23 protein-coding genes are annotated in these 26,682 nt (G+C 59.2%); 17 read left to right on the top strand and 6 right to left on the bottom strand.

The features are described from left to right. Window positions 1–234 precede the first annotated feature (234 nt). From AD930_RS04835 to AD930_RS04815, 5 genes are all read right to left on the bottom strand, one after another. Window positions 235–993: a 2OG-Fe dioxygenase family protein gene (locus tag AD930_RS04835; protein ID WP_061505336.1), complete on the bottom strand. Its 759-nt coding sequence runs from the start codon at window positions 991–993 to the stop codon at window positions 235–237. After that, a complete protein-coding gene (locus AD930_RS04830; protein WP_061505327.1) occupies window positions 986–3,589 on the bottom strand; it encodes a mechanosensitive ion channel domain-containing protein in 2,604 nt (867 codons plus the stop codon). Before AD930_RS04830 ends, AD930_RS04835 begins: the two co-directional genes overlap by 8 nt. Window positions 3,590–3,727: 138 nt before the next feature. Beyond that, window positions 3,728–4,369: an RDD family protein gene (locus AD930_RS04825; protein ID WP_061505326.1), complete on the bottom strand. Its 642-nt coding sequence runs from the start codon at window positions 4,367–4,369 to the stop codon at window positions 3,728–3,730. Between the two features lie 33 nt (window positions 4,370–4,402). Next, window positions 4,403–5,647 (bottom strand): bifunctional glutamate N-acetyltransferase/amino-acid acetyltransferase ArgJ, encoded by a 1,245-nt coding sequence (argJ, locus tag AD930_RS04820; RefSeq protein WP_061505325.1) that lies wholly within the window; start codon window positions 5,645–5,647, stop codon window positions 4,403–4,405. Between the two features lie 69 nt (window positions 5,648–5,716). Next, window positions 5,717–6,661: a peptidylprolyl isomerase gene (locus AD930_RS04815; RefSeq protein ID WP_061505324.1), complete on the bottom strand. Its 945-nt coding sequence runs from the start codon at window positions 6,659–6,661 to the stop codon at window positions 5,717–5,719. 236 nt (window positions 6,662–6,897) lie between these two features. On the opposite strand from AD930_RS04815, the gene secA reads away from it, so the two are divergent. The 17 genes from secA to thiD all read left to right on the top strand — a co-directional run bounded on the left by secA (window position 6,898) and on the right by thiD (window position 25,824). Further along, window positions 6,898–9,621: a preprotein translocase subunit SecA gene (secA, locus tag AD930_RS04810; RefSeq protein WP_061505323.1), complete on the top strand. Its 2,724-nt coding sequence runs from the start codon at window positions 6,898–6,900 to the stop codon at window positions 9,619–9,621. A gap of 34 nt (window positions 9,622–9,655) precedes the next feature. Then, entirely contained in the window at window positions 9,656–10,405 is a 750-nt protein-coding gene (locus tag AD930_RS04805; RefSeq protein WP_061505322.1) for a YebC/PmpR family DNA-binding transcriptional regulator, read from the top strand. Between the two features lie 2 nt (window positions 10,406–10,407). Next, window positions 10,408–10,914: a crossover junction endodeoxyribonuclease RuvC gene (ruvC, locus tag AD930_RS04800; protein WP_043550325.1), complete on the top strand. Its 507-nt coding sequence runs from the start codon at window positions 10,408–10,410 to the stop codon at window positions 10,912–10,914. After that, window positions 10,911–11,519, top strand: coding sequence for a Holliday junction branch migration protein RuvA (gene ruvA, locus AD930_RS04795; protein ID WP_061491625.1), 609 nt, complete (start codon window positions 10,911–10,913; stop codon window positions 11,517–11,519). The genes ruvC and ruvA overlap by 4 nt, the downstream gene beginning before the upstream one ends. Next, window positions 11,516–12,595 carry a Holliday junction branch migration DNA helicase RuvB gene (ruvB, locus tag AD930_RS04790; protein WP_043550322.1) on the top strand — a complete coding sequence of 360 codons (1,080 nt, stop codon included), beginning with the start codon at window positions 11,516–11,518 and terminating at the stop codon, window positions 12,593–12,595. Before ruvA ends, ruvB begins: the two co-directional genes overlap by 4 nt. Beyond that, window positions 12,592–13,005 carry a YbgC/FadM family acyl-CoA thioesterase gene (locus AD930_RS04785; RefSeq protein WP_043550321.1) on the top strand — a complete coding sequence of 138 codons (414 nt, stop codon included), beginning with the start codon at window positions 12,592–12,594 and terminating at the stop codon, window positions 13,003–13,005. Before ruvB ends, AD930_RS04785 begins: the two co-directional genes overlap by 4 nt. A 117-nt stretch (window positions 13,006–13,122) precedes the next feature. Next, complete coding sequence (gene tolQ / locus AD930_RS04780) at window positions 13,123–13,842, top strand: protein TolQ (protein WP_043550320.1); 720 nt, start codon at window positions 13,123–13,125, stop codon at window positions 13,840–13,842. A gap of 3 nt (window positions 13,843–13,845) precedes the next feature. Then, entirely contained in the window at window positions 13,846–14,277 is a 432-nt protein-coding gene (gene tolR, locus AD930_RS04775; protein ID WP_025827084.1) for a protein TolR, read from the top strand. A 34-nt stretch (window positions 14,278–14,311) separates the two neighbouring features. Next, entirely contained in the window at window positions 14,312–15,304 is a 993-nt protein-coding gene (locus AD930_RS04770; protein WP_061505321.1) for a hypothetical protein, read from the top strand. A 23-nt stretch (window positions 15,305–15,327) separates the two neighbouring features. Next, window positions 15,328–16,689: a Tol-Pal system beta propeller repeat protein TolB gene (tolB, locus tag AD930_RS04765; protein ID WP_043550316.1), complete on the top strand. Its 1,362-nt coding sequence runs from the start codon at window positions 15,328–15,330 to the stop codon at window positions 16,687–16,689. Between the two features lie 738 nt (window positions 16,690–17,427). Then, window positions 17,428–17,907 (top strand): peptidoglycan-associated lipoprotein Pal, encoded by a 480-nt coding sequence (gene pal / locus AD930_RS04760; protein ID WP_043550315.1) that lies wholly within the window; start codon window positions 17,428–17,430, stop codon window positions 17,905–17,907. Between the two features lie 138 nt (window positions 17,908–18,045). After that, window positions 18,046–18,918: a tol-pal system YbgF family protein gene (locus AD930_RS04755; protein WP_082781707.1), complete on the top strand. Its 873-nt coding sequence runs from the start codon at window positions 18,046–18,048 to the stop codon at window positions 18,916–18,918. Window positions 18,919–18,923: 5 nt separating this feature from the next. Next, on the top strand, window positions 18,924–20,258 hold the full coding sequence (tilS, locus tag AD930_RS04750; protein ID WP_061505334.1) for a tRNA lysidine(34) synthetase TilS: 1,335 nt from the start codon (window positions 18,924–18,926) through the stop codon (window positions 20,256–20,258). A 138-nt stretch (window positions 20,259–20,396) separates the two neighbouring features. After that, window positions 20,397–22,352, top strand: a complete 1,956-nt coding sequence (gene ftsH / locus AD930_RS04745) for an ATP-dependent zinc metalloprotease FtsH (RefSeq protein WP_043550433.1) — start codon at window positions 20,397–20,399, stop codon at window positions 22,350–22,352. Between the two features lie 84 nt (window positions 22,353–22,436). Further along, window positions 22,437–23,471 carry a dihydropteroate synthase gene (folP, locus tag AD930_RS04740; RefSeq protein ID WP_061505320.1) on the top strand — a complete coding sequence of 345 codons (1,035 nt, stop codon included), beginning with the start codon at window positions 22,437–22,439 and terminating at the stop codon, window positions 23,469–23,471. 152 nt (window positions 23,472–23,623) lie between these two features. Next, window positions 23,624–24,973, top strand: a complete 1,350-nt coding sequence (gene glmM / locus AD930_RS04735) for a phosphoglucosamine mutase (RefSeq protein WP_208598567.1) — start codon at window positions 23,624–23,626, stop codon at window positions 24,971–24,973. Window positions 24,974–24,996: 23 nt separating this feature from the next. Next, a complete protein-coding gene (gene thiD / locus AD930_RS04730; RefSeq protein ID WP_061505332.1) occupies window positions 24,997–25,824 on the top strand; it encodes a bifunctional hydroxymethylpyrimidine kinase/phosphomethylpyrimidine kinase in 828 nt (275 codons plus the stop codon). Window positions 25,825–25,847: 23 nt separating this feature from the next. On the opposite strand, the gene AD930_RS04725 is transcribed toward thiD, so the two are convergent. Further along, window positions 25,848–26,609, bottom strand: a complete 762-nt coding sequence (locus AD930_RS04725; protein ID WP_082781706.1) for a response regulator transcription factor — start codon at window positions 26,607–26,609, stop codon at window positions 25,848–25,850. Between the last annotated feature and the right edge of the window lie 73 nt (window positions 26,610–26,682).

The following is a 26,682-nucleotide window of genomic DNA, read 5'->3' as shown; positions in this document are numbered from 1 at the left end:
GGTAAAATGGGCATTCTCTCCGTGACCATCCGGGCGGCTGGCCCTTACAGTGTCCAGCCCCGGCAGGTTGAAGAAACAAAAGTTCGTTCTGCCTGATTTTCAGACTTTTTAATGCTTAGTGGCAGGCTCTATCCTAACGGGTAGAGCCTGTTTTTTTATGGGACGTCTTTTCGGATGAAGTCCTGAAAATATCGAGGAAAAAAATTCCTCCGAGTGCAGTCTGAGCCGTGTCGGCTATTCGTGCCGAAGGGTGACAACCAGAACGTCGCGATACGCCGGGTGGGCTGGGTCAACTGGCTGCACCGGTGTCACACCATGATAAACCCGGCTGTCATTCACCAGTGCCGTATCCATAGGGTCTGTCAGCGTAAAGCTGCCGACGGGCTGGCGGTTGAGGTCATGAATGGTCGTCTCGCCACGGGCAATATTTTCCCGGCGCACCATCATCACACACACCCAGTCCACGCCATCACGGTGCAGTCCTTCCGGAGTGGGGCGTCCGGCTGAATCCGGGCTCGCTTCAATCCGGAACTGATGCACTTCCGCATGCCAGGCCACCGGGCGCTGTGTCTGCGGCGTCAGATCATCCGCAATATGTTGCGTTAGTCGGAGCACTGCGAGCAGCGCCGGGTGTTCGACTATGGCGGGGGTAATGGCCTTGAACCAGCGTTCAATCCCGCCATTCAGTGTGTTGTAATCCCGGCTCTGATAATGCGGCTGATGCGGCTTTCTCAGAATCTGGTCTTCCGTCAGGGTAAAGGTCGCATGGCGGCGGCGGCGGTAACGGCCTCCATCCGCCATGTAGCGATCAACCCCCAGATGGTTCCAGCTCTCCGCAAACTCCTCCCATCGCTCCATCCCGAATTGCTCCAGAAGCGGGCGGATGGCGGCGGCCTGCTCATAGGCAAAGCCGTTCTGGCCCAGCGGCACTTCAAGAGCTGCCAGCGGTTTTAAGGCCGCTGGCGGGAGGGAGTGCGGGAGGGTGTCAGGCATGGGGCGGACCTTCTCCAAATGCAGCAGCAGGGGAGCTTTCATCTTCAGGCTTTTGCAGGCCTGTGTCAGATTTTTCTGCGGCTTCAATCGCCTTTTTTTCTTCAGCGGAGGGCTGAGGCACAGGCTCAGGGGCGGTAGATTTGGGCTGCTGCACATGGGCGGCTGGCGTGAGTGTATCCGGCACATCGTCCACGGCCAGATGCATGCTGTTGCCCGGTGGCGTGGTGTAATAGGATGTCGGTGTGTAGAATTTCACCCCGGCCTCAACCATCAGGTTGGCCAGACGACGGTAGAATTCGCGCTGCACCTTCCATTTCATCATGGGGGCAGTTTTGATGGCCCCGACCAGCACAGCCCCGTTGCTGTCCGTCTTATCCACACCCAGATCAGCATAATCCGAGAAGATCATGTGGCTGAAGGCGTCCTCGGTGCGCATCTGAGCCACAACGCTGGCCATCAGCTTTGCGACTTTCACGGAGTCTTCGCTCAGATCCAGCACCTGTTTGACGATAATCTGGTTGAAGCCGCGGCCCGTGTTGGCAATGGATGTCACGGAAGAGAACGGGATGATGTGCAGGTCACCATCAATGGAGCGCACACGCAGCGTCCGGATGGACAGATGTTCCACCGTGCCGGAAACGCCCCCGGTTGTGACCCAGTCGCCGACCTGAATGGCATCTTCCGCCAACATGAAGAAGCCGGTGATAACGTCCTTCACCAGACTCTGGGAACCGAAGGACAGACCCACACCCATAATTCCCGCACCCGTCAGCAGCGGCGTGACGTTAATGCCAATCTGCGAAAGGGTGGTGACCGAAACCACGATGATGATGATGGCCAGCAGCACGGTACGGATAATAGGCAGCACGGTGCGCAGACGTGTCGCGCGGGACGCCTGCGAGGATGAGGTGTAGCGGTCGATCTGCTTGTTCAGCAGGCCATTGATGACTTCCCACGCCAGCGCGGCAATGGTTGCCCCGATGGCCAGACTGAGGGCCGCCCCGACCAGACGTGAGCCCAGCGGAGAGTGGAAGAAGAACTGGAAGCTCGGTAGGCCCCAGCTCTGCGCGATGATCACGCAGGTCATGAACACAATGACAATGGTCAGCACACGGCGGACGAACGGGTAGTAATAATCCGCCCGCTTCTGCAAGCCGGGATATTCTGCCTCAACCGTATCACTAATCCGGAACAGACGGTCCTGCATGCCATAGGCCAGCACGGCCACCAGACGGGACAGCACCAGAAAGGCAAAGGTCATGCCCGTGCCGCGCAGGATCCATTGATACCCGCCTTTGAGATGCGCCGCCCAGACGAACCACAGCGCGATATCCAGAAACAGAACCGGAATCCACCAGAAGCGCGCGATGGTGCCAACAAAGGCCCAGAAGGCTTTTTTGCGCATGTTGTCGGAGGGTTGCAGCGCATTGGCCACAATATGGCGGACCCGCCAGATGAACGCGGCAATAATCAGATGCTGGATCAGCACCACCGCGCGCAGCATGGCTTCCGTGCCACGGGGGGCCAGATTGAACTCGCTCCCCAGTGTAGACAAACAGATGACCAGTGAGGGCGCTGCCACCAGCACGTTCCACCAGCGGGTGAGCATCCGTGCGGTGTCGTCTTTGGCCGGAGCCAGACGGATGGCGGGGGAGCGGGGAGCCAGAGCGGTTTCAACCAGCAGATACAGGCAGCGCGCCACCACGTAGGCGTTGGTCAGCGTGATGGTCACGGTGCTGGCCTGCTGGGTGGTGGTCAGGAATTCTGCCCCCAGATACCCCAGACCCAGGAAGACCGCGACGGGCAGCAGCTTGAGCAGAAAATGCAGGATATTGTACGGAACCCGGATGAGGTAGCGCATCACCTCATTGCGGCGGCGCTGGTCATCCGCGCGGGTTTTGGTGTTGTCACCATCCGGGGTGGAGGTGGCAGCCTGCACATTTTCCACCGCAACGGCGGCTTCCTGCTTCCGCTCACGCGTTTCGGCATGGGCCGTCACAGAGTTCAGCGGTTTTTTGAGCAGCAGGCTTGTTGCCCGTTCCAGAGCAAGAGCCACCAGCATGATGATCAGGGCGCGACTGAACGCGTCAATCAAAGTCTGACGAGACTGCGGATTGCTGATTTGCTGGTGGAACCACGTGCCGACTGACCGCAGATCCTTAAACAGCGCTGTAAAGTTCTGGGTGTACCCCCGCATGGAGGTTGTCAGGCCGCTCAGCTCGGAGTTGACGTCACTGTCAATCACAGCGGTGGGGTTGGGTTTTTTGGCGGCAGGCGCTGCGGCGGGTTGCGCAACAGGCAGGCCTTTGGCCATGAGCGTCAGGGTATTGGTAAAATCCTGCCGCTTCTTGGGGTCATTCAGCACGCTGAGGAGCTGTTCCGCATCCTGACGGCTGAGGTTCCCTGTAGAGGCTGTTGCTGCAGGGGCGGCAGCAGGGGCCGTATCAGCAGCCAGAGCCGGGCTGTTCAGCCGGGGCGCAATCCCGAAAACCAGAAGGCAGACAAAGCAAAGCCCGAGGGCAAATCTGGCTAGAGAAAAAGGTGGAGAAGCCGTGAGGGCTCGGGTCGTGCTCTGGTGCAGGCTCTCTGCCGCCATGGCGTGCCGTATCCTTGTTTAAAATGTCGGTCAGGAAAGGGGCACACTACGGCCCCCTGTGTGAAATAAAGGGTAAGGGGCAAATCTGGCGGTAACAAGGTGCGCGGCCGAAGGCCTGATGTGCCGCCAGATAGGGAATTACATCCGGCGGTCGAATGTGACGATCTGGCTGTTTTCCGCCCGGAGGACCAGCGTTCCGGCAATCAGATCATGCAGCCCCTGCTTCTGGCGCGTGAAGGCCACCATCAGCACGCCAATATGGAGGATGGGGAAGGAGATGAACGCCTTGATCAAAAACCGCACTGTAGCCCGCGCAATGGAAATGCGCTCGCCCTGCAGGGTCGTGACTTCCAGCTGACACAGGCGCTTGCCCGGTGTGGCGCGGAAGCGGGAGGACTCAAACAGAATGAAATACAGGGCGGGCACCAGCGCCATCAGGAGCCCCGGCAGATGCCAGTGACCGACCTGAATATGGGGGATGAGCACGGAAATAGTGTCAGGCTGCACGCGTTGCGCAATGTCCACCACATCCACGGTCTGGCCGGAACTGTCGGGGATGGGGAGTTCTTCCCACCGGACTTTGAAGTCCGGCAGGATGAAATATCCCAGAACAGCATCCATCGCAGTGAGGATGATGCTGTCGATGAGAAATGCCCAGACACGCCACCAGAACCCGGCATAAATCCAGACGGGCGGGCTACCGCTCCCTTGTGGGAAGCCTGCCCCGTTTTGTGCGCCAGAAGGTTGCCCCCAGCCGGGAGGAAAAGCGGAAGAAGACATCAGGCCTGTTCCTTAAAGCGCAATAAAGCGCGGTCAGCTCCGGTATGATCCATTGATATCAATATAGCCGTGGGTCAGGTCACAGCTCCAGGCGCGGGCTGTGCCATCGCCGAGGCCGAGATCCACGTCGATGTCGATTTCATGACCCTTCATGTGGGCCACAACCGGCGCCTCATCATAGCCGGGCACAACAGTGCCTTCACGCGCAATACAGACGCCGCCGATGGAGACAGACAGTGTATCACGGTCTGCCGGTTCCCCGCATTTGCCAACGGCCATCACAACGCGGCCCCAGTTGGCGTCTTCCCCCGCGACAGCGGTTTTCACCAGCGGAGAATTGCCAATAGCCATGGCGACGCGCCAGGCGGAGTCGTCAGAAACGGCACCGGTTACGGTGATGGTCATGAGCTTGGTCGCACCCTCGCCATCACGAATAACAAGCTGGGCCAGATCATGCAGTACGGCCTGCAGGGCTTCCCGGAAGTCCGACAGGGCGGCAGCGTTGGCCTGCGTGGTGGCGGAAAGTTCATCATTGCCAGCGGCTCCCGTGGCAAACAGCAGCACCATGTCGGAGGTGGAAGTGTCCGAATCAACCGTGATGCAGTTGAAGGTCGTTTTAACGCCTTCGGACAGCAGGGCTTGCAGAACAGGGGCTGGTAGGGCGGCATCGGTAGCGACAAAAGCCAGCATGGTGGCCATGTCCGGCGCGACCATGCCGCTGCCTTTGGCGATGCCCTGAATAATAACGTCGGTGCCGTTCAGCTTTGCAGTGCGCACGGCGGCCTTGGGGAAGGTATCCGTGGTCATGATGCCACGGGCAGCAGCTTCCCACCCATTTGCAGAAAGCGCGTCATGCAGGGCCGGGAGGGCCGCTGTCATGCGCTCATGTGGCAGAATTTCACCAATAACGCCCGTGGAGGCGAGATAAACCGCCTGCGGCGTGCAGCCAGCAAGCTGGGCGGCTGCCTCAGCCGTGGCCTTACAGGTTTCACGGCCAGCACGGCCGGTGAAAACATTAGCGTTCCCGGCATTGACCACGAGGGCGCGGGCTTCCCCTGTGGGGAGGTTATCGCGGCACCAGTCAACCGGTGCGCCGGGGCATTTGGAACGGGTAAACACACCGGCCACCGTGGTGCCCGGTGTAAATTCGGCCAGAACAAGATCAGTCCGGCCTTTGTAGCGAATGCCAGCTTCAGCCGCGCCAAGGCGCACCCCGCGCACCTCCTTCAGTTCCGGAAGAGGCCGTGCGAGGGGGGAGACGGGGAGAGCGTGCGCCATAACGCGAAGTCCTTGGAAGCGGCAAACCCCGCCAGCAGGCTGGCGGGGCTAGTCAGTCTGGAGTGAAAATTATTTTTTTGCAGGGGCGGCGGCAGGAACCGGAGCGTCCGGCAGCGGCTTGCCTGTGGTGGGGTCAAAACGCACGATCTTGACGCCTGCGGTTGCTTTAGCGACGGCTTCACGCACGTATTTCTGGATCAGAGCCTGACGGATCTTGCCCTTGACGGAATCCAGAGACGGAATCGGGTCCGTGCGGGTGTCCAGCACCTGAATGACATGGAAACCATACTGGCTTTTGACCGGAGTGCTGCTGATCTCGCCCTTTTTCATGGCGAAAGCGGCATCAGAGAACGCCGGGATCATGTCCTGTTTTTTGAACCAGCCTAGGTCGCCGCCATTCTGCTTGGCGCTGCCCGTATCGGTGGACACCTGAGCGGCCAGCTTGGCGAAGTCTTCACCAGCCTTCAGCTTCTTGATGACGTCCTGAGCTTCAGCGTCCGTCTTCACCAGAATATGGCGGGCATGCACTTCCTGCTCCGGCGGCTTGCCAGCGTAGTTCTGCTGATAGTCAGCCTGAATTTCGGCATCCGTCAGGTGCGGCATGACCTCGCGGGAGAGCCAGGCGTTCTGCAGGGCGTTGGCTGCAGCGGCGTCCATGATCTTTTTCACTTCAGCAGATTTATCCAGGCCATCCTTGTGGGCGGCAATCTGGATGGCTTTCTGGTCTGCCAGCTGGTTGATCAGCATCGGGTAGATCACGTTGGGGGGCAGCTGACGCATCTGGTCAGGCATGTTGCCCACGGCGTCCTGCACGTCCGCAATGGTAATTTTCTCACCGTTGACTGTCGCGACAACCGCCTTGGGATCTGCCGGGGGCGCTGCGGGAGCTGAGGCCTGCGGAGCAGGAGCTGCTGCCGGGGCCGTAGCCGGGGCTGCAAAAGAGGGTGCAGAAAGAACGGCTGAGGCAATCAGGGCCGTGGCTGCAAGAGCTGAGGCCTTGGTGGAAAAACGCATGAGGACAAACCTTAAACAAAGGAAAATTGCTCAATCATCTATGAAGGAGGCTATTCTGCCCTGCAAGCCCTCTGACCAGCCCTGAGGGAAGAAACAAGGCTGATTGGTTGACCGAAACGGGTCCGGGTCCTATTTTGCAGCCGAGCCACTCCATGCTGATGTTCTCCTCATGTTTTCGCCGGTCTGGTTCCGGATGGAAAACAGGAGAAATCGCGCATTGTCCCGGAAAGGTTTTCATGCTCGCAAGCTTCGTCCGCGCCCTGTTCGGCACTGCCAATGACCGGACGCTCAAGATGTTCCAGCGCCGCGTGCCGGAAATCAACGCCCTGGAACCCCAAATGCAGGCGCTGGACGACGCTGCTTTGGCCGCCAAAACCGGAGAATTCCGGGAACGGCTGGCCAAAGGGGCTACTCTGGATAACCTTCTGCCAGAAGCCTTTGCTGTCACGCGGGAGGCGGCCCGGCGTGTGCTGGGGATGCGCCACTTTGATGTGCAGCTGATTGGCGGCATGGTGATGCATTCCGGCAGAATTGCCGAAATGCGCACCGGTGAGGGCAAGACCCTTGTCGCCACGCTGGCTGTCTACCTCAGCGCACTGGCCGGTAAAGGCGTGCATGTGGTGACGGTGAACGACTATCTCGCTGCGCGTGACGCCGCCGAGATGGGGCGGCTGTATAATTTTCTTGGGCTGACCACGGGCACGATTGTGCCCAACATGCCGGATGAAGCGCGTCGGGAAGCCTACGCTGCGGATATCACCTACGGCACCAACAACGAATTCGGCTTCGACTACCTGCGCGATAATATGAAGTATCGCCTGGAAGAGATGGTTCAGCGCCCCTTCTACCACGCCATTGTGGATGAGGTGGACTCCATCCTGATTGACGAAGCGCGGACTCCGTTGATCATTTCCGGCCCGGCTGAAGACAGCTCAGACCTCTACCGCTCTGTGGATGAAGTTGTTGCGCAGCTGGTGCAGGACCCTGAAACCTTTGACAAGGACGAGAAATTCCGCAGCGTTGTGCTGACGGATGCCGGGTCCGACAAGGTTGAGGAACTGCTCCGCAACGCAGGCGTGCTGGATGAAGGCGGGCTGTATGACCTGCATCATGTGGCTGTGGTGCACCATGTGCAGCAGTCCCTGCGGGCGCATACGCTGTTCTCGCGGGATGTGGATTACATCGTGCGGGGCGGAAAAGTCGTCATTATTGACGAATTCACCGGCCGTATGATGGAAGGCCGCCGGTATTCCGATGGTCTGCATCAGGCGTTGGAAGCCAAGGAGCATGTGGAGGTTCAGCAGGAGAACCAGACGCTCGCCTCCATCACCTTCCAGAACTTCTTCCGTCTTTATCCCAAACTCTCCGGCATGACTGGCACGGCCATGACCGAAGCCGACGAGTTTGCGGAAATTTATAAGCTGGATGTGGTGGAAATTCCCACCAACCGTCCGGTGGCCCGTAAGGATGAAGACGACGAGATCTATCTGACGGAAGCCGAAAAGTTCGGTGCGGTCGTCAAGCTGATCAACACGGTGCATGAGCGTGGCCAGCCTATTCTGGTCGGCACCACGTCCATTGAGAAAAGTGAGGCGCTGTCTGAACTGCTGAAGCAGGAAGGCATTCCCCACAACGTGCTGAATGCCCGTTTCCATGAAATGGAAGCGAAGATCGTCGCGCAAGCCGGTGCCCCCGGTGCCATTACCATTGCTACCAATATGGCGGGCCGTGGGACGGACATCAAACTGGGCGGCAACGTGGAAATGCTGATCGGCCAGGAGCTGGACGGCATGGAAGAGGGGCCGGAACGCGACGCCGCTGAACAGGCAATCCGGGAACGCGTTGCGCGTGACCATGATATTGTCAAAGCGGCAGGCGGTCTGTTTGTTATCGGCACCGAGCGGCATGAAAGCCGCCGGATTGATAACCAGCTGCGTGGTCGTGCTGGCCGTCAGGGTGATCCGGGTAACTCACACTTCTTTATCTCCCTGCAAGATGACCTGATGCGGATTTTCGGGTCTGACCGTATGGGCGGCATGTTCCAGAAAATGGGCATGAAGGAAGGGGAAGCCATTGTTCACCCCTGGCTGAGCAAGGCGCTGGAACGGGCGCAGAAAAAGGTCGAAGCCCGCAACTTCGACATGCGCAAAAACACGCTCAAATATGATGACGTGATGAACGACCAGCGTAAGGAAGTTTACGCGCAGCGCCGGGAATACATGGCGACGGAAGACGTCTCCGGTATTGTGAATGAAGCGCGGGAAGATGTGGTGGATGCCATGGTCGCCCGCCACATCCCCGAAAAATCCTTTGCCGAGCAGTGGAATGTCGAGGGCCTGACAAAGGCCGCGCAGGAAACTCTGGCGCTGGATCTGCCCATTGCGGAATGGGCGAAAGAAGACGGGATGGACGCTGAGGAAGTGGCCAACCGGATCAGTCAGGCCGCCATCCAGGCGCAGGCTGCCCGTGCCGCCAACCTCGGTCCGGATCTGATGCGCTTTATTGAAAAACAGGTGCTGATGACCACCTATGACGGGGTATGGAAAGAGCATCTGCATGCGCTTGATCAGCTGCGTCAGGGGATTGGTCTGCGGGCTTACGGCCAGAAAGATCCGCTGAACGAGTACAAGCACGAAGCCTTCCAGCTGTTCACCATCATGCTGGAAGAAATGCGCGAGCGTGTGGTCTCTCTGATGGCGCGGGTAGAAGTGGCACCGCAGGAAACTGTGGACCCGTTTGCCAACACGGCTGAAATTCACGCCAGCCCGGAAATTCCGGGATTTGCATCTGAAGCCGGCCCCGGTCTTTCCCCCGGAGCCGCACCGGAAATGGCAACGCCCATCGGGGCAAGTGCCATCATGCCGGATGACCCCTCAAGCTGGGGGGAAACACCGCGCAACGCACCGTGCCCGTGCGGGTCAGGGAAGAAATACAAGCATTGCCACGGCCGTCTGGTTTAAGACGCGCCGAGGCCGACGGACAGGGTAAGAGAAAATGGCGGGTCATTCCCAATTTAAGAACATTATGCATCGCAAGGGCGCGCAGGACGCCAAGCGGTCCAAGCAGTTTGCCAAGATCATCCGCGAACTGACTGTGGCTACGCGCTCCGGCCTGCCTGACCCGGCATCCAACCCGCGCCTGCGGTCCGCCATTACGGCGGCTCGTGACGTTAATATGCCTAAAGACACCATTGACCGCGCCATTAAAAAGGCATCCGGCGCTGCGGGTGGTGAAGACTATATTGAAGTGCGGTACGAGGGTTACGGCCCGGCGGGTGTGGCTGTGATTGTTGAAGGTCTGACCGACAACCGCAACCGCACGGCGTCTGACGTCCGCGCAGCCTTCTCCAAATACGGTGGCTCTCTTGGGGAAACCAATTCCGTTTCCTTCATGTTCCGCCGTCTGGGTGTGATTACCTATCCGCTGTCCGTTGCGTCTGAAGATGAGATGCTGGAAGCCGCGATTGAAGCGGGTGCGGAAAACGTCGTCTCTTCCGACACGACGCATGAAGTCACCTGTGAGGTGGAAGCGTTCTTCACGGTCCGGGATTCTCTCGAAACCCGCTTTGGTGAGCCGGAAAGTGCGAAGCTGGACTGGCGTCCGGAAAACACGGTCAGCCTTGATGAAGAAAAGGCCCGCACCCTGTTCAAGCTGCTGGACGTGCTGGAAGATCATGACGACGTGCAGAACGTCTATGCCAACTTTGATCTGTCGGACGAGCTTGCCGAAAAGCTGTCAGCCTGACGGTGGTACGCCTGCTCGGCATTGACCCCGGCCTGCGCTTTACAGGCTGGGGGGTGATTGATGTCGAGGGTAATCGGTTGCGGCACGTTGAAAACGGCGTGATCGCAACCAACAGTGCGGACAGTGTGCCAGACCGGCTGAAAGTCCTGCATGAAAACCTGACAATCCTGATTGACCGCCTCAACCCGGCGGAAGCCGCGGTGGAAGAGACGTATGTCAACCGCAACGGCACGGCCACGCTCAAGCTGGGGTATGCCCGTGGCGTGGCGTTGGTGGTTCCGGCACTCGCCGGCCTGCCGGTTGCGGAATATGGCGCGCTGGCCGTCAAGAAGGCCGTGGTTGGCACAGGCTCTGCGGATAAAGATCAGGTTGAAATGATGGTGCGCCGCCTTCTGCCGGGGGTTAAGGTGGCGCGGGCCGATGCGTCGGATGCGCTGGCCATCGCCATTTGCCATGCACACCATCGGGCCAGTGCCCGCCATATTGCAGCCGGGGTAAGAATGGCATGATTGCGTTTCTGAGCGGACTGGTCATTCAGGTGGAACTGGGTAGCTGCGTGATCGACGTGAACGGCGTCGGGTATCTGGTGGCGGCCTCCACCCGTACGCTTGCGGCTTTGCCGAACCCTCCTGAAAAAGCCCGCGTGCTGATTGAAACTGTGGTGCGGGAAGACGCGATTCTGCTCTACGGCTTTGTGGAAAGTGCGGAGCGCGAGTGGTTTCGCCTGCTGACCAGCGTGCAGGGCGTGGGCGCAAAAGTCGCACTGGGTATGCTCTCCACCCTGTCTCCGGGTGAACTGGTCGCGGCCCTTACAACATCGGATAAAGCCTCTCTGACCCGTGCCCCCGGTGTGGGTGGGCGTCTGGCGGAACGGATTTTGACGGAACTGCGGGACCGTGCGGCCAAGATGCCCGGTGGTGGCGGGGGCATTATGGTGCCTGCCAGCGCGACACCCGGTGGCGGGATTGAGGCTGATGCGTTGCTGGCCCTGGCGGGGCTTGGGTTCCGCCGGTCAGAAGCGGCTCCTGTTATCAAGCGGCTGATGGAAGAACAGGGGGCTGCGGCCTCGCTGGATTCCGTGCTGCGTGACAGCCTGAAAGCTCTGGCGCGATGAGTGGTGCCGAGTTCACCCCGGAGCGGGAGATCGATCCCTCCCGCCGCGATGAGGATGGAGCGGAGGCCTCTCTCCGTCCGCAAACACTGGCTGATTTTACCGGCCAGAAATCCAGCCGTGAAAACCTGTCGATTTTTATTGCCGCCGCCCGTCAGCGCGGCGAGGCGCTGGACCATGTGTTGCTACACGGCCCGCCGGGGCTGGGCAAAACCACGCTGGCGCAGATTGTCTCACGGGAACTCGGGGTCGGCTTTCGGGCAACGTCTGGCCCAGTGATTCAGCGGGCAGGGGATCTGGCCGCCATTCTGACCAATCTTCAGCCGCGTGACGTGCTGTTTATTGATGAAATCCACCGCCTCCAGCCCGCCATCGAGGAAATTCTTTATCCTGCGATGGAGGATTTCCAGCTTGATCTGATTATCGGGGAAGGCCCGGCAGCGCGTTCCGTGCGGATTGATCTGCCGCCTTTCACCCTCGTGGCAGCCACCACCCGCGCCGGACTGCTGGCGACCCCGCTGCGGGACCGGTTTGGCATTCCTCTGCGGCTGGTCTTCTACACTCCGGACGAATTGCGGGCCATTGTGGCGCGGGGGGCGGAAAAACTCGGCTTTAATCTGACAGAAGCCGGGGCGGAAGAAATCGCCCGGCGCTCTCGTGGCACACCGCGTATTGCAGGCCGCCTGCTGCGCCGTGTGCGGGATTTTGCCGCCGTGATCGCCCCCGGCGGGGCACCCGTCAGCCGTGAGGTCGCCGATGCGGCCCTCAGTCGGCTGGAAGTGGATGCGCTGGGGCTGGACGCAATGGACAGGCGCTACCTGCGCCGCATAGCAGAGTATCACCACGGTGGGCCGGTTGGGGTGGAAACACTCGCAGCGGCTCTGGCAGAAGCCCGTGATACGCTGGAAGATGTCATTGAACCGTATCTGATTCAGGAAGGGCTGGTTCTGCGCACCAGCCGGGGGCGTGTGCTGGGAGAGCGTGGCTGGCGTCACCTTGGCCTGACACCGCCTGCGCAACCGGATGAACCGCGCTCTGCCCAGATGGATCTTTTGCCTGACGAAGAGGACGGCGCATGACCACACATGCAATCGATTTCCGCATTTATTATGAGGACACGGATGCCGGGGGCATCGTCTATCACGCCCGGTATCTGGCGTTTGCCGAACGGGCGCGGACGGAAGCCATCCGCAGTCTGGGTATGCCTGCGGCCTCCCTGTTGAGTGACTACGGGCTGGTGTTTGTGGTGCATGACGCCACCATCAATTACCGCGTACCGCTCAAGCTGGATGATGTGGCGACGATCACCACACGCCTGCTGGAAGAAGGGGCGGCAAGCTGCCGACTGGAGCAGGTCTTTACCCGGGACGGCGTTTTTTGTGCCCGCGTGGATGTAAGGCTGGCCTGCGTGCGTGCAGAAGATGGTCGTCCTGCCCGATTCCCGCCATTATGGCGTGATCTTTTGCGAGGACTTGCGGCTGAGGTCTAGTCGGCCTCTTCTGCTTTTGAGCGGAAGACAGTAAAAACAGCACGACCGGGACGCGTGGAGCCAAGCCCGAGTCGCAGACAGGTTGCCCGGGACGGGCGCTAGAGGCAGGAGGCGTTTTTGGATCGTGCGGTTGACGCGGCAAATCTCGGCGTAGCAGCGGCGGGAGACCTGTCGGTGTGGGGGCTGTTTATGAATGCCTCCCTGATGGTCAAACTGGTCATGCTGGGACTGGTGTTCTGTAGCGTGATGGTCTGGGCCATTATTTTTGATAAAATTGTGACGCTGCGGCGGATCAACAAGCAGGCCACCGCCTTTGAGGACCGCTTCTGGTCCGGTGGCAGTCTGGATGATCTGTATGAAAGCGATGGTGCGAAGCCCGTCCATCCGCTGGCTGCCGTTTTTGGTGCCGCGATGGGGGAATGGCGTCGTTCTGCCCGCATCCCCGGTGTGGACCTTGTGCGCGGTGGCGTGAAGGAACGTGTGGACCGCGCCATTGGCATTACGGTCACGCGGGAAATGGACCGCCTGCGTCGCTGGGTTATTTTTCTGGCAACGGTTGGCCCGGTGGCCCCGTTTGTTGGTCTGTTTGGCACCGTGTGGGGCATCATGCACTCCTTCAGCGCCATTGCGGCCATGCACAACACCAACCTGAGCGTTGTGGCTCCCGGTATTTCTGAAGCGCTGTTTGCGACGGCCATCGGCCTGCTCACCGCCGTGCCGTCCTACGTGGCGTATAACGTCATCAGCAACAGTCTGGACCTGTTCCAGGACCGGCTGGAGGGCTTTGGCACCGAGTTTGCGGCCATTCTGTCCCGCCAGTCCGAAGAAAGGGCCTGAGCCATGGGCATGCCGTCAGGAGGGAGCGGGCGCCGTCGCAGGCGTCCGATGGCTGAAATCAACGTGACGCCGATGGTCGACGTCATGCTGGTTCTGCTGATTATCTTCATGGTCACATCCCCCATGCTGACCAGCGGCGTAAATGTGGATCTGCCCAAGACAGACGCCAAGCCTGTCAATTCCGATACCAAGCCCATCACCGTGTCTATTCGCGCGGATGGCAGCCTGTATCTGGGGGATTCCGAAGTGTCGCCCGAGCAGCTGGTTGCCCAGCTGAAGGCTGCTTCCAACAATGACCCGTCACACCGCATCTTTGTGCGCGGTGATGCCCATATTGATTATGGCCGTGTGATGCAGGTTATGGGGCAGGTGACAGAAGGCGGCTTTACTCATGTGGCTCTGCTGGCGCAACAACCCGCCAGCAGTGGCCATTAACTCACTCTCCTGCGCAGAGAGGCGGAGAAATTTCATGGTGCGGCCACGCCGTTCCGAACAGACTGTGCTGAGGCGCTGTCTCTATCTGTCCGGCGGAGCGCATATTGCGTTCCTGCTGGCCCTGCTGGTTTCTCTGCCCCCGCCTAAACCGGAGGAAGAACCTCCTCCGGTTGTGGAAATGCAGTTTGAGGCCCCGGAAGATTCCGGTGGCTCTCCGGCCAAGGCCAGCCAGCCTTCTTCCAAACCCACACCGCCGGCTCCTGTGCCGAATGATGCGCCCCCCACGCCGGAGCCCCCCAAGGAAGCCCCGAACGAGGAAGCGCCGCCTCCGCCACCACCGCCCCAGCCGGTGCCGCCTCCGCCTGTGCCGGAATCTGAGAAACTGCCGGATACGCCCGTGCCGCCCAAAGCGGACGAGCCGTCTCCCGATGTGGTGAAAACGCCGCCGTCTCCGCCGACGCCGCCCAAGACGACGCCGAGTGTGGCGCCGCCGTCTCCGGTTACGGAGCCGACGGATACGCTGCCGGACACGCCCACGCCGTCTCACATCACGCAGCCCAACAAGGCGAAGAAAACGCAGGAAGAATCGCATTCTCTGATGGAAACGCTGGATTCTTTCCGGTCCGACACCAAGCAGACGCATGCGCCCAAGGCAAAGGCCAACCCTGCGCAGGGTGGTGCGCCCGATGGGGGTGGTTCACCCAACGGGGATATTACCCGCAGCCTGTCCGCTGGTGAGCAGAAGGCCATCGGCGGAGCCGTGCGGCGTTGCTATACGGAAGATACGGCAGCCAAAAATTATGCCACTTTTGTCGCGCACCTGATTGTGACGGTGGATGCCACGGGTGAGGCTCGTATTGTGCAGTTTGCTCCGCAGACGCAGGCGCAGATGAATGCTGACTCCTCATACCGGGCGCTGGCGGAACGGGCGCGGGCAGCAGTGCTGAGCCCCACCTGTTCTAGGCTGCCTATCCCCAAAAACCTTCTGGGCCAGACCCGGCAGTTGAAATTTGTGTTCAGGCCTTGATCAGGCCACCTGGAGGAAAACCGATGCTTACGAGTACACGACCGCTTATTTCTGATCAGGAAGCCGACACACTGGTGGCGGCCCTTGGCCGCCGCACGCTGATGGGAGCCAGTGTGGCCGCAGGCGGTCTGCTGATGACCCCGCTGCCCGGTATGGCCGCCACGGCTGCCCCTGAGGCAGAAATTACGGTCGATCAGGCCCGCACGGCGCCGATCCCCATCATCCTCCCCAACTTTGGCGGAGGCCTTGGCGCGCAGATTGCGGAAGTGCTGACAAATGATCTGACCAACACCGGGCTGTTCAAGGTCATTCCCGGTGGAGCTGGGTCTGGCACGCCGGATTTTGCGACTGCGAAATCCATGGGCGCGCGGGCGCTGGTGACGGGTAGCGTGACCGGTAGCGGTTCCGTCCGCGTGGAAATGCGCCTGTGGGATGTGCTGACCCATCAGCAGATTCAGGGCACCGCCTACACCACGACTTCTGCCAACTGGCGGCGGATTGCGCATATTGTAGGCGACGTCATTTACGAGCGTATGCTGGGTGAAAAAGGTTACTTTGATACCCGCATCGCTTTCATCTCCCGCTCCGGTGCGCGTGCGCATCAGGCGACACGTCTGGCGATCATGGATCAGGACGGTGCTAACAGCCGCATGCTGACGGCGGGCAAATGGCTGACCCTCACACCGCGCTTTAGCCCGGTTAAGGATCAGGTGGCGTTCATGTCCTACGCCAATAACCGTCCGCGCGTGTATCTGTTTGATCTGGGTAGCGGTCGCCAGCAGATTCTGGGTGAGTTCGCTGGCATTTCCTTCGCGCCGCGTTTCTCCCCGGATGGGCGGTCTGTCGTGCTGTCCGTCACGCGCAATGGCGGGTCTGACCTGTTTGTGGTGGATCTGGGGTCTGGCTCTCGCCGTCAGATTACGTCTTCTGGCGCGATTGATACCAGCCCGTGCTATAGCCCGGACGGGTCTCAGATTGTGTTCAACTCCGACCGTGGCGGTAGCCCGCAGCTTTACATCATGAGCGCCTCTGGCGGCGGTGCGAAGCGGATTTCCTACGGTCATGGCACGTATGGGTCGCCCGTCTGGTCTCCGCGTGGGGATCTGATCGCCTTTACCCGCATTGCCAACGGCAGCTTCTCGCTGGGCGTCATGAATCCTGATGGCACAGGTGAGCGCATCATGACCGAAGGTTTCACGGTGGAAAGCCCGAGCTTCTGCCCCAACGGTCGTGTGCTGGCTTATTGTCGCCAGAGCCGTGCCGGAGCAGGGGGCGCAGGGTTCAGTTCTTCCATCGGTATGGTGGATATCACCGGGTTTAATGACCGTGCTCTGCACACGCCGGGGCAGGCGTCCGACCCGGCCTGGTCGCCGCTCAACGGATAAGTCTGTTTTGTCATAAAACAGCGGAAAGCCCCGGGTGAGAGTCCGGGGCTTTTTTTGCGCTTTTTAAGAATACTTGTGTTTAATTTTTTGCCGCAAGCTTTAGAGAGTTTCGGCGGTCAGATGTTGTTCTGCGTTAAGAGCGGGTTTGATTTTTTTCTTTGCAGACTGAATCTCGTGGGAAGCTCGGAAAGGGTGCAACCATTGGTTATTTCATGCCTGAAAAGTGGTCGTAAAAAGAGAATGTCTTCGAGTCGGGCGGCCTGCCAGCGTGGGTAAAAATCATCCCGGACTTTGTCTTTGTGGTTTTTTAAGGGACACTCTTCCAGATTAATCACAAAAAAGAGTGATTATGGGCCTCTTAAGGTGAGTGAATGAGGCCGTTTTTCTTAATAAAGCCATAGTATGGGAGAAGCATAGAAATCGGCGCAAATGCCTCGCATAAGCATTGCTCACCGCTCCGGGGCAATTTGCTGATAAATTCTGAACCGCCGTAAAAACCGGAGTGCAGAGAGGGCTCTGTGTCTATTCAGCATCGGTTTTGCAAGGTCAGCTATGCCAAAAACAGATCTCGCTTGACCGGAGGAATGAGCTATGGCTTAGGGCAAGGTGGTCTCCACAGTTCGTCGGCTCTTCGATGGTTTTCGGAGGGGAGCAGAGGAATGCGCGGGGATACAGGCATTAAGCTGTTTTTTCTCTCCGAATAGTTCCTGTTGGGAACTAATTCTCAGGATCCGACACATGAGACTGAAATATATTGCTGCGCTTAGCATGGTTGCCCTTCTCTCTGCCTGTGCGCACGAGAAGGCAAACACGGGTGACTCCAGCGGCGCTTCTACGGCGATGCAGCCGAGCGGCCCCGTTCCCGGCAGCGAAGAAGATCTGGTTGCCACCGCGGGTGACCGCGTGCTGTTCGATCTGAACAAAAGCGGCCTGACCTCCGATGCACAGGCAACACTGGAAAAGCAGGCTTCCTGGCTTGCCAAATATCCGCAGGTCAACGTTGAAATCGCCGGCAACTGCGATGACCGTGGCACGGAAGAATACAACATTGCTCTCGGCCAGCGCCGCGCCAATGCAGCCCGTGATTATCTGGTTGCCAAAGGCGTTGCGTCTTCCCGCATCTCCACCATCTCCTACGGTAAGGATCGTCCGACCCAGGAAGGTGATGATGAAAGCGCATGGGCCCAGAACCGTAACGCAATTACCGCCGTTCACTAAAGTCTGGCGTTTTTCGCGTTTGAGTCGACAGGGCAGGTCGGGTGAGTTTCACCCGGCCTGTTTTTGTATTTCCTGTCTTGTTTTCCGGGGAGGAATGATGAAATCCTTGCCCGCTTTTAAGGAAAGGGTGAGGTCTTGATGAAACACGGGTTGATGACGTCCGTTGCTGCGCCGTGGCGTGTTCTGGCCTTGTGTCTGCCTGTTGCCGCTGTGCTGGTGGCTTCCGCCCCGGCAGGCTATGCGCAGGATGTGACCAGCCGTGAAGGGCTTGCGCTGCAAAACCAGATTATGGTGCTCAAACAGTCCATGAGCCAGATGCAGTCTTCTGGCAGCACACTAGCTCCTCCGTCTGCCACACCGGCTCCCGCTTCTTCCGGCAATGGGGATCTGACAGCCCAGTTGCTGGACCGGGTCAACACGCTGGAACAGCAGCAGCGCGATATGCGCGGTGAGATTGACCAGCTGACCAACGAGCTGCAGCAGAAGACCGCTGCTCTCTCCAAACAGATTGCCGACAATCAGTTTGCGGCCCAGAACGGCGGGGGCGGTGCCGCCGCACCAGTTGCAGCCGCTGCGGCAGGGGGCGCTGGTGCAACCGCAGCCTCATCAACACCGCATACCGCAGCCACCACGCCGGATGCGCTGCTGGCCACTGGTAAGGCCGCCCTGCAGAAGCGCGATTACGCCACAGCGCATGAGAATGCGGAGGAGGCCCTCAAGAACGCCAAAGGCAGCTTCAAAGTCGATGCGCAGTTTCTGCTGGCTCAGTCTCTGGCGGGTGAAAAGCAGTATCGTCAGTCTGCCGTGGCGTATTATGACGCCTACCGTCAGTCTCCCAAAAGCGCACGCGCCCCGGATGCCCTGCTGGGGGTGAGTGCCTCCCTGCTGGCGATGGGCGATAAAAAGGCCGCCTGTCAGGCGCTTGGAAAGCTGAAAGCAGAGTTCCCGTCTCCCACGCAGCGCGTGTCTCATGCTGCGGAAATTTACGCCGGTCGGGGCGGCTGCCAGTAGTCTTGATGCAGTTTACCGGCAGGGCAGAGGAGGCCGAGACGCAGCCTTGTTCCGCCCTGCCGGATGATCCCTTTTCTGAAGCTCCTGTCTCTCCGGCAGCGTTTATCGCCCGGATGGAGCAACTGGGGCCGTGGCTGCCGGATGATCCTGCTTTGCCGCCGGTCGGGCTGGCCGTCTCCGGGGGCGGAGACAGTCTGTGTCTGGCCTGGCTGGCCCGGCACTGGCGGAAAAATCTTCTCGCTTTTGTGGTGGATCACGGATTGCGGGCTGAGTCCGCAGAAGAAGCCCGGCTGACCGTGCAGCGGCTGACCGCCATGGGTGTACCGGCCCGGCTTTTAACCCTCACGACACTGACTAAAGGTCCCGGCATTGCGGAACGCGCCCGGCAGGCGCGCTATGCTGTGCTGGCGCGGGCCTGCCGGGAGGCGGGGTGTCTGGACCTCCTGCTCGGTCATCAGGCGGATGATCAGGTTGAAACCATTCGCATGCGTCAGGAGGCAGGCAGTGGGCCGGAGGGTCTGGCGGGGATGGGTTGGGTAACAGCTCTGCCGGATGTGCGGCTTGTACGGCCTCTTTTGAGTGTTTCACGGCAGGCTTTGCGCAACACGTTGCGTCAGGCCGGGCTGACGTGGGTGGATGATCCTTCCAATCAGGATACGCGGGCCGAGCGGGTGCGGATAAGGTACAGCTTGCAGGTGCAGGATACGCGACACACTTTATGGCAGACGGGCGTTAAAGCCGGTGCGGCGCGGATGCAGCAAGACGCTGAGCGGGCTGCCTTTCTGGCCAGACAAGTCACCCTCCGGCCAGAAGGCTGGGCCTGTTTAGGGCCAGATCTGCCGGAACCGGAAATCCTGTCTGCCCTTATTCGGTGTGTGGGCGGCTTGATCTATCCTCCATCTCCTGCTGCCGTGGCCCGACTACAGGCTGCCAGGCAGGAGGCCACACTGGCTGGCGTGCAACTGGTATGCGGGCAGGCCGGCTGGTTTCTGGTGCGGGAAGTTGCTGCCATGGCAGCCCCCATTCCGGCGCAGACTGGTGCGCGGTGGGATAATCGGTTTGAACTCTGGCTCCCTTCTGCCGTTTCTGCTGAAGGGCTATCGATCGCTCCGGGAGGGCTGGGGCTTGAGCGGAAGGACCGTGGTGGCTGGACCGCCCGCTTCTGCGCCACACTCCCTGCTCTGTGGCGAGAGGACCGCCGGGTGGCCGTGCCGCATCTGGGCTGGTGCGCGGAAGAGGGGCTCAAACACGCTCGTTTTCTGTTCCAGCCCCCGGTTTCCGTTACAGGCAGTGGCGTGTATGGCTTGCCAGAGACGAGAGGAGAACAGCATCACACATGATAATAAATGTCATGTGTGGGGTGGGAATATCGGCTCAGCATCCCATTTGTAATGGGAGAGGTTGCATTTTCCGCCGTCTGCCGCTCAGATTGGGGCACTCCGGCGCTCCCGCACGATAAGTATGGAAACACAGGCAAGATGAACAATTTAGGCCGCAACTTGGCGCTTTGGGTCAGCATCATTGTGATGCTGCTGTTGCTTGTAGATGTTTTCCAGCCGGGGAACACGCAGCACGCAGCACAGCAGCTGGCTTATTCTGACTTCATTACCGACGTTGATACCGGACGTGTCCGGTCCGTGGTGATGCAGAACCAGAATGTCTCCGGTACGCTGACGGATGGCACGGCTTTTGAAACTTTTGCGCCGCAGGACCCCTCTCTTGTCTCCCGTCTGACGGGTAAGGGCGTTGAGGTTGTGGCCAAACCGCTGGATCAGGAAGGCAGCCCGCTGCTGCGCTATTTCCTGAACGCGCTGCCGATCATCCTGATGGTGGGTATCTGGCTGTTCATGATGCGCCAGATGCAGGGCGGCGGTGGTCGTGGCGCCATGGGCTTTGGCAAGTCCCGCGCCAAGATGCTGACGGAAAAGCAGGGCCGTGTGACCTTTGAAGACGTTGCGGGCATTGATGAAGCCAAGGGTGAGCTTCAGGAAATTGTCGACTTCCTGAAAGACCCGCAGAAATTTACCCGTCTGGGCGGCAAGATCCCCAAAGGCGTGCTGCTGGTTGGCCCTCCGGGCACCGGTAAAACCCTGCTGGCACGTGCCATTGCGGGTGAGGCCAATGTGCCGTTCTTCACCATTTCCGGGTCTGACTTTGTGGAAATGTTTGTGGGTGTCGGTGCATCCCGCGTGCGTGACATGTTCGAGCAGGGCAAGAAAGCCGCGCCATGCATCATCTTCATTGACGAAATCGACGCTGTAGGCCGCCATCGTGGTGCCGGCCTTGGCGGCGGGAATGATGAACGTGAGCAGACTCTGAACCAGATGCTGGTCGAGATGGACGGGTTTGAAAGCAATGAGGGCGTGATCCTGATTGCGGCCACCAACCGTCCGGACGTGCTGGACCCGGCTCTGCTGCGTCCCGGTCGTTTTGACCGTCAGGTCGTGGTGCCGAACCCGGATGTGGCTGGCCGTGAGAAAATCCTGCGTGTGCATATGCGCAAGGTACCGCTGGCCTCTGACGTTGACCCGCGCATCATCGCCCGTGGCACGCCCGGCTTCTCTGGTGCTGACCTTGCCAATCTGGTGAACGAGGCCGCGTTGGCCGCTGCTCGTCTGGGCAAGCGCACCGTATCGATGCGTGATTTTGAAGACGCGAAGGACAAGGTGCTGATGGGTGCCGAGCGTCGCTCTCTCGTCATGAGTGATGATGAGAAGAAGCGCACGGCGTATCATGAGGCCGGACATGCTATTACGGCTGTTCTGGTGCCGGAAAGTGAGCCGATCCATAAGGCCACCATCATTCCGCGTGGTCGTGCGCTGGGGATGGTCATGCGTCTGCCGGAAGGTGACCGCCTGTCCATGAGCAAGAAGAACTGCATTGCGCATCTTGTTGTCGCCATGGGTGGTCGCGTTGCGGAAGAAGTCATCTACGGGAAAGACAATATCTGCAATGGCGCCATGGGTGACATTCAGATGGCAACCCGTGTGGCCCGCAGCATGGTGACCGAATGGGGCATGAGCGACAGGGTCGGCATGATTGCCTACGCCAATGATGATCAGGGCGGTGGCGGCATGTTCTTCGGTGGTGCTGCCAAGAACTTCTCTGAGCACACCGCTAAGGAAATCGATTCCGAAATTAAGCGTCTGATTGATGAGGCTTACGATCAGGCTCGCAATTACATGCATGACCATGTGGATGAACTGCACCGTTTGGCCGAAGCGCTGCTGGAATATGAAACCCTGAGCGGGGAAGATATCCGCCAGATCATGCGTGGCCAGCCGATCGAACGGGTGGAAACGGATGACACCACGCCAGTCAATCGTCGCTCTTCCGTGCCGCAGGTGTCCGGCCCGGAAATCGTAGAGCCGAATGACAAGCCGGATGGCGGCGGTGAAGGTGGCGGGGTGAACCCGGTGCCACAGCCCGGCTAACGGGTCACGCCAGAGAAATAAAAGAGATCAGGAGGGGCGGCAGCAATGCCGCCTCTTTTGCGTTTCATGGGAGGAGAGCTGAGGATGGATTTTCGGCGTCTGGCAGAGCCTGCGGGTCTGCTCTACGGCACAGCGGCAGAAGACGCTGTAAAACGCGGCTTTGCCCTTCCTCTGGCGGGTGGTCCGGCGGCTTTTAGCTGTGTGGATCTGATAGAAGACCGGACCCATAGTGGCTTTATGCCCGTGGGGAATGTTCCCGCAGGCTGGCAGGATGTGCTGGCCCGCCTTGTTGCCAAACCTCCCGCTGCCGGAATGCCGGAGGGGCCGCAGGTGATGGGGATTCTGAACATCACGCCGGATAGCTTTAGTGACGGTGGCCTGCATCAGGAGGCTCTGCGCGCTGTGCAGGCGGGGCAGGCGCAGGTTTCTGCCGGGGCGAGCGTGCTGGATATTGGGGGAGAAAGCACGCGGCCCGGTGCTGCCGTTGTCACACCGGAGCAGGAATGGGAGCGCATAGGACCGGTAGTGCAGGGGCTGAAGCAGCAGGTGCCGGAGGCGGTGTTGTCCATTGATACGCGCAATAGTGCCGTAATGGCGCAGGCGCTGGCAGCAGGTGCGGATGTGATCAATGATGTCTCGGCCCTCACGCATGATCCTGAAGCCCTGCCCTTGCTGGCTGAAAAAACCTGCGGTGTGGTGCTGATGCATATGCGCGGCACCCCCGCCACCATGACGCAGCATGCGGTGTATGAGGATGTCGCCTGTGATGTGGTCCGGGAACTGGGCACACGGCTGATGGCGGCCATAGAGGGCGGGATTGCACCGGAGCGGCTGAGTGTGGACCCCGGTCTGGGGTTTGCTAAAAATACGGCGCAGGGTGTGGCCTTACTCAGCCGCCTGCCGCTACTGGCTAATCTGGGGTGCCGGGTGGTGCTGGGGGTTTCTCGTAAAAGGATGATTGGTGAGTTGACTGGTGTGCAGAACGCGAGCGGGCGGGATGCAGGCACGCAGGCGGCCTCGCTGGAGGGGCTGCCATTGGGCCAGACTGTGCTGCGTGTGCATGCTGTTGAGGGCATGGTGCAAGCGCTTCGCGTCTGGCAGCGTGTCCACACAGTCTGAAAAAAGACGTTTGTTTTGGAGCCTTACGGTTCCTTCTCGTCAAAAAGCGTTTTAGGGAAGAGGAAACATAAATGCGTCCGCACGGCCATGGTGACAGAGTCATGGCCACCTGTCTGGGCGCAGACGCCACAAAAAGAGATTGGACGAGGCAGATGAGACGTCTTTTTGGGACAGATGGCATTCGCGGGACCGCAAACATCGCGCCTATGACAGTCGATATTGCTCAGAAACTGGGGCAGGCAGCTGGCCTGCATTTTACCCGTGGAGAACACCGGCACAGCGTGCTGCTGGGTAAGGACACCCGGCTTTCCGGCTACATGATTGAGAGCGCGCTGGTCGCAGGCTTCCTGTCCGCCGGAATGGATGTCACGCTGGTTGGCCCGCTGCCCACCCCCGCGATTGCCATGTTGACGCGCTCTCTGCGCGCCGATCTGGGCGTCATGATTTCCGCTTCGCACAATCCCTTTGGCGATAATGGCATCAAACTGTTTGGCCCGGATGGCTTCAAGCTGTCTGACCAGAACGAAATCGACATCGAAAACCTGATGATGGCCGACCTCACGGGTCGCCTTGCCACTCCACGGGAAATTGGTCGCGCCTCCCGACTGAACGATGCTGCGGGCCGTTATGTGGAAAGTGCCAAGGCTTCCTTCCCGCGCAAGTTGCGGCTGGATGGCATGAAAATTGTGATCGATTGTGCCAACGGCTCCGCCTACCGGGTGGCTCCTACGGCTTTGTGGGAACTGGGTGCTGAGGTGATCCGCATCGGTTGCACGCCCGATGGCGTCAACATCAATGAGAAATGTGGCTCCACCCACCCGGAGGCGCTGTGTCAGGCCGTTGTGCAGCACGGTGCTCATCTGGGTATTGCGCTGGATGGCGACGCAGACCGCGTTCTGATTGCTGATGAAACCGGGCGCCTGATTGATGGAGACCAGATTCTGGCTCTCATCGCGCAGTCCTGGGCGCGGGAAGGGCGGCTGGTCGGTCAGTCCGTAGTGGCGACAGTGATGTCCAACATGGGGCTGGAACGCTTCCTGAACACGCTCGATGTCGGCTTGGAACGCACCGCTGTGGGGGACCGCTACGTGGTAGAACGGATGCGGGAACTCGGCAGTAATGTGGGCGGCGAGCAGTCGGGCCATATGGTGCTGACAGATTTTGCCACGACGGGGGACGGTCTGATTGCAGCCCTGCAGATTCTGGCGGTGCTGGTTGAAGATGGTCGTCCGGCCAGTGAAGTGTGCCGTCTCTTCAAACCTTTTCCGCAAAAGCTGAAAAACGTGCGCTTTAGCGGCACATGCCCGCTGGATGCAGACGTGGTGCAGGCAAGGCAGAAAGATGTGGAGAAGATGCTTGCTGGTCGTGGCCGCCTTGTATTGCGCAAAAGTGGCACGGAGCCGCTGGTGCGTGTGATGGCGGAAGCAGAAGATGCGGCTCTGGTGGACGACGTTGTCAACCAGATGTGCGCGGCACTTGAGGCTGTAAACGTCCCGGCGTAACGCGACAGCCCTTGGAGCGTGTGATGGAAGCTGAACAGAAAAACCCAGCGCGTATTCTTGCCATTGCCGGAAGTGATTCTGGTGGTGGTGCGGGGATTCAGGCCGATATCAAGACGATAACGGCGCTGGGTGGCTACGCGATGACGGTCCTGACGGCTCTGACGGCTCAAAATACGGAGGGGGTGCAGGCTATTCTACCGGTGCCTCCTGAATTTTTGCGACAGCAGATTCGGAGCGTTCTGGATGATCTGGGGGCTGACGCCATCAAGACCGGTATGCTGGGGGGCGCTGCAGAAATTCAGTGTGTATGTGAAGAAATTTCCCCCTACCGCCGCAAGGTTGCCGATCTGCCGGTTATTGTAGATCCGGTAATGGTTGCAAAAGGGGGAGCCAGTCTTCTGGCGGAGGAGGCTTTGCTCTGCCTGAAAACACAGCTTTTTCCGCTGGCAACGGTTCTGACGCCTAATCTGCCGGAAGCTGAAAAGCTGACGGGCATGAGCCTCTCATCAGTAGACGATATGCGTCGTGCTGCGCAGATTTTACGGGAAATGAGTGGGGCTGCCGTGCTCGTTAAAGGCGGCCACCTCTCGGGCAACACCCTAATTGATGTTTTGCTTGATGACGGTGGATTCACAGAATTTAGCGATACCCGCATTGCTACCCGGCACACGCATGGAACGGGGTGCACACTGGCCAGTGCACTGGCCACCGGGCTGGCGCAAAAGCTCCCGCTACGCCGGGCGGTTGAGCAGGCCCGTCTTTATGTGCGGCAGGCGATCCTGACAGCACCGGGCTTTGGAGCCGGGGCGGGTCCTCTATGGCATGCGCACAGATGGTATAAAACAACCTGATATTTCAGAATATTTTAAAAAATTTAGTCTCCGGCAGCCTGAAAATGTTGTTCTGGGATGGAGGCCGGCATCGGGATGGCTGGCTGAGGGGGCAGAGAAAGCATTTTAGCTTTGGGATCATTGAGAATATATCCCTTGCCCCAAACTGTAGAGATCAGGTGATCTGACGCACCGGCTGCCTGAAGTTTTTTACGAAGTTTACAGACAAAAACATCAATAATTTTAATGTCTGGCTCGTCCCGGCCTCCGTAGAGGTGGTTCAGGAACGTTTCCTTGGTCTGGGCAACACCTTTGCGTAGTACCAGAAGTTCAAGGATGGAAAATTCTTTGCAGGTCAGATGCACTGGCTGGTCGTGCACCATCACAGTATGGCTGTTCAGATCCAGTTTGAGTTCAGCAACTTGAATGACTGGATGCGCAAACCCGCTGGAGCGGCGGAGAATGGCCTGAATGCGGGCGACAAGTTCTGCCGGATCAAACGGCTTAGTCAGGTAATCATCTGCGCCCATAGAAAAAGCCCGGATTTTTGCCTCAGGCTGATCTAGTGATGAAATAATGATGACAGGCGTCTGGATTTTTAATAATCGCAGGGAATTTACGACATTATAACCATCCATATCGGGTAGATGCAGGTCAATGATCGCAATGCCGTAATCATAGTTTCGCAGCATTTCAATCGTGTTTCTGCCAGAACGCGCCAAGTCTACTGAAAGACCTGCTTTTTTAAGTATTGGTAAGAGCTGACGGGCTGACGTCGCGGTGTCTTCAGCAAACAGGATACGCATTGGGTTCTCCCCACAGAAAGTGCGGTACACCTTAAGGTTGTATTAATTATCAATAAATCTACTTTTACGTGTT

It is taken from the genome of Acetobacter malorum, assembly GCF_001580615.1.
Taxonomy (GTDB): domain Bacteria; phylum Pseudomonadota; class Alphaproteobacteria; order Acetobacterales; family Acetobacteraceae; genus Acetobacter; species Acetobacter malorum.
This window is presented reverse-complemented; position numbering and strand designations above follow the sequence as displayed.

Coding starts and splice junctions, on each gene's coding strand:
- AD930_RS04835 (WP_061505336.1), bottom strand. CDS start 993: ATGCCTGACACCCTCCCGCACTCCCTCCCGCCAGCGGCCTTAAAACCG.
- AD930_RS04830 (WP_061505327.1), bottom strand. CDS start 3,589: ATGGCGGCAGAGAGCCTGCACCAGAGCACGACCCGAGCCCTCACGGCT.
- AD930_RS04825 (WP_061505326.1), bottom strand. CDS start 4,369: ATGTCTTCTTCCGCTTTTCCTCCCGGCTGGGGGCAACCTTCTGGCGCA.
- argJ (WP_061505325.1), bottom strand. CDS start 5,647: ATGGCGCACGCTCTCCCCGTCTCCCCCCTCGCACGGCCTCTTCCGGAA.
- AD930_RS04815 (WP_061505324.1), bottom strand. CDS start 6,661: ATGCGTTTTTCCACCAAGGCCTCAGCTCTTGCAGCCACGGCCCTGATT.
- secA (WP_061505323.1), top strand. CDS start 6,898: ATGCTCGCAAGCTTCGTCCGCGCCCTGTTCGGCACTGCCAATGACCGG.
- AD930_RS04805 (WP_061505322.1), top strand. CDS start 9,656: ATGGCGGGTCATTCCCAATTTAAGAACATTATGCATCGCAAGGGCGCG.
- ruvA (WP_061491625.1), top strand. CDS start 10,911: ATGATTGCGTTTCTGAGCGGACTGGTCATTCAGGTGGAACTGGGTAGC.
- ruvB (WP_043550322.1), top strand. CDS start 11,516: ATGAGTGGTGCCGAGTTCACCCCGGAGCGGGAGATCGATCCCTCCCGC.
- AD930_RS04785 (WP_043550321.1), top strand. CDS start 12,592: ATGACCACACATGCAATCGATTTCCGCATTTATTATGAGGACACGGAT.
- tolR (WP_025827084.1), top strand. CDS start 13,846: ATGGGCATGCCGTCAGGAGGGAGCGGGCGCCGTCGCAGGCGTCCGATG.
- AD930_RS04770 (WP_061505321.1), top strand. CDS start 14,312: ATGGTGCGGCCACGCCGTTCCGAACAGACTGTGCTGAGGCGCTGTCTC.
- tolB (WP_043550316.1), top strand. CDS start 15,328: ATGCTTACGAGTACACGACCGCTTATTTCTGATCAGGAAGCCGACACA.
- pal (WP_043550315.1), top strand. CDS start 17,428: ATGAGACTGAAATATATTGCTGCGCTTAGCATGGTTGCCCTTCTCTCT.
- AD930_RS04755 (WP_082781707.1), top strand. CDS start 18,046: ATGAAACACGGGTTGATGACGTCCGTTGCTGCGCCGTGGCGTGTTCTG.
- tilS (WP_061505334.1), top strand. CDS start 18,924: ATGCAGTTTACCGGCAGGGCAGAGGAGGCCGAGACGCAGCCTTGTTCC.
- ftsH (WP_043550433.1), top strand. CDS start 20,397: ATGAACAATTTAGGCCGCAACTTGGCGCTTTGGGTCAGCATCATTGTG.
- folP (WP_061505320.1), top strand. CDS start 22,437: ATGGATTTTCGGCGTCTGGCAGAGCCTGCGGGTCTGCTCTACGGCACA.
- glmM (WP_208598567.1), top strand. CDS start 23,624: ATGAGACGTCTTTTTGGGACAGATGGCATTCGCGGGACCGCAAACATC.
- thiD (WP_061505332.1), top strand. CDS start 24,997: ATGGAAGCTGAACAGAAAAACCCAGCGCGTATTCTTGCCATTGCCGGA.
- AD930_RS04725 (WP_082781706.1), bottom strand. CDS start 26,609: ATGCGTATCCTGTTTGCTGAAGACACCGCGACGTCAGCCCGTCAGCTC.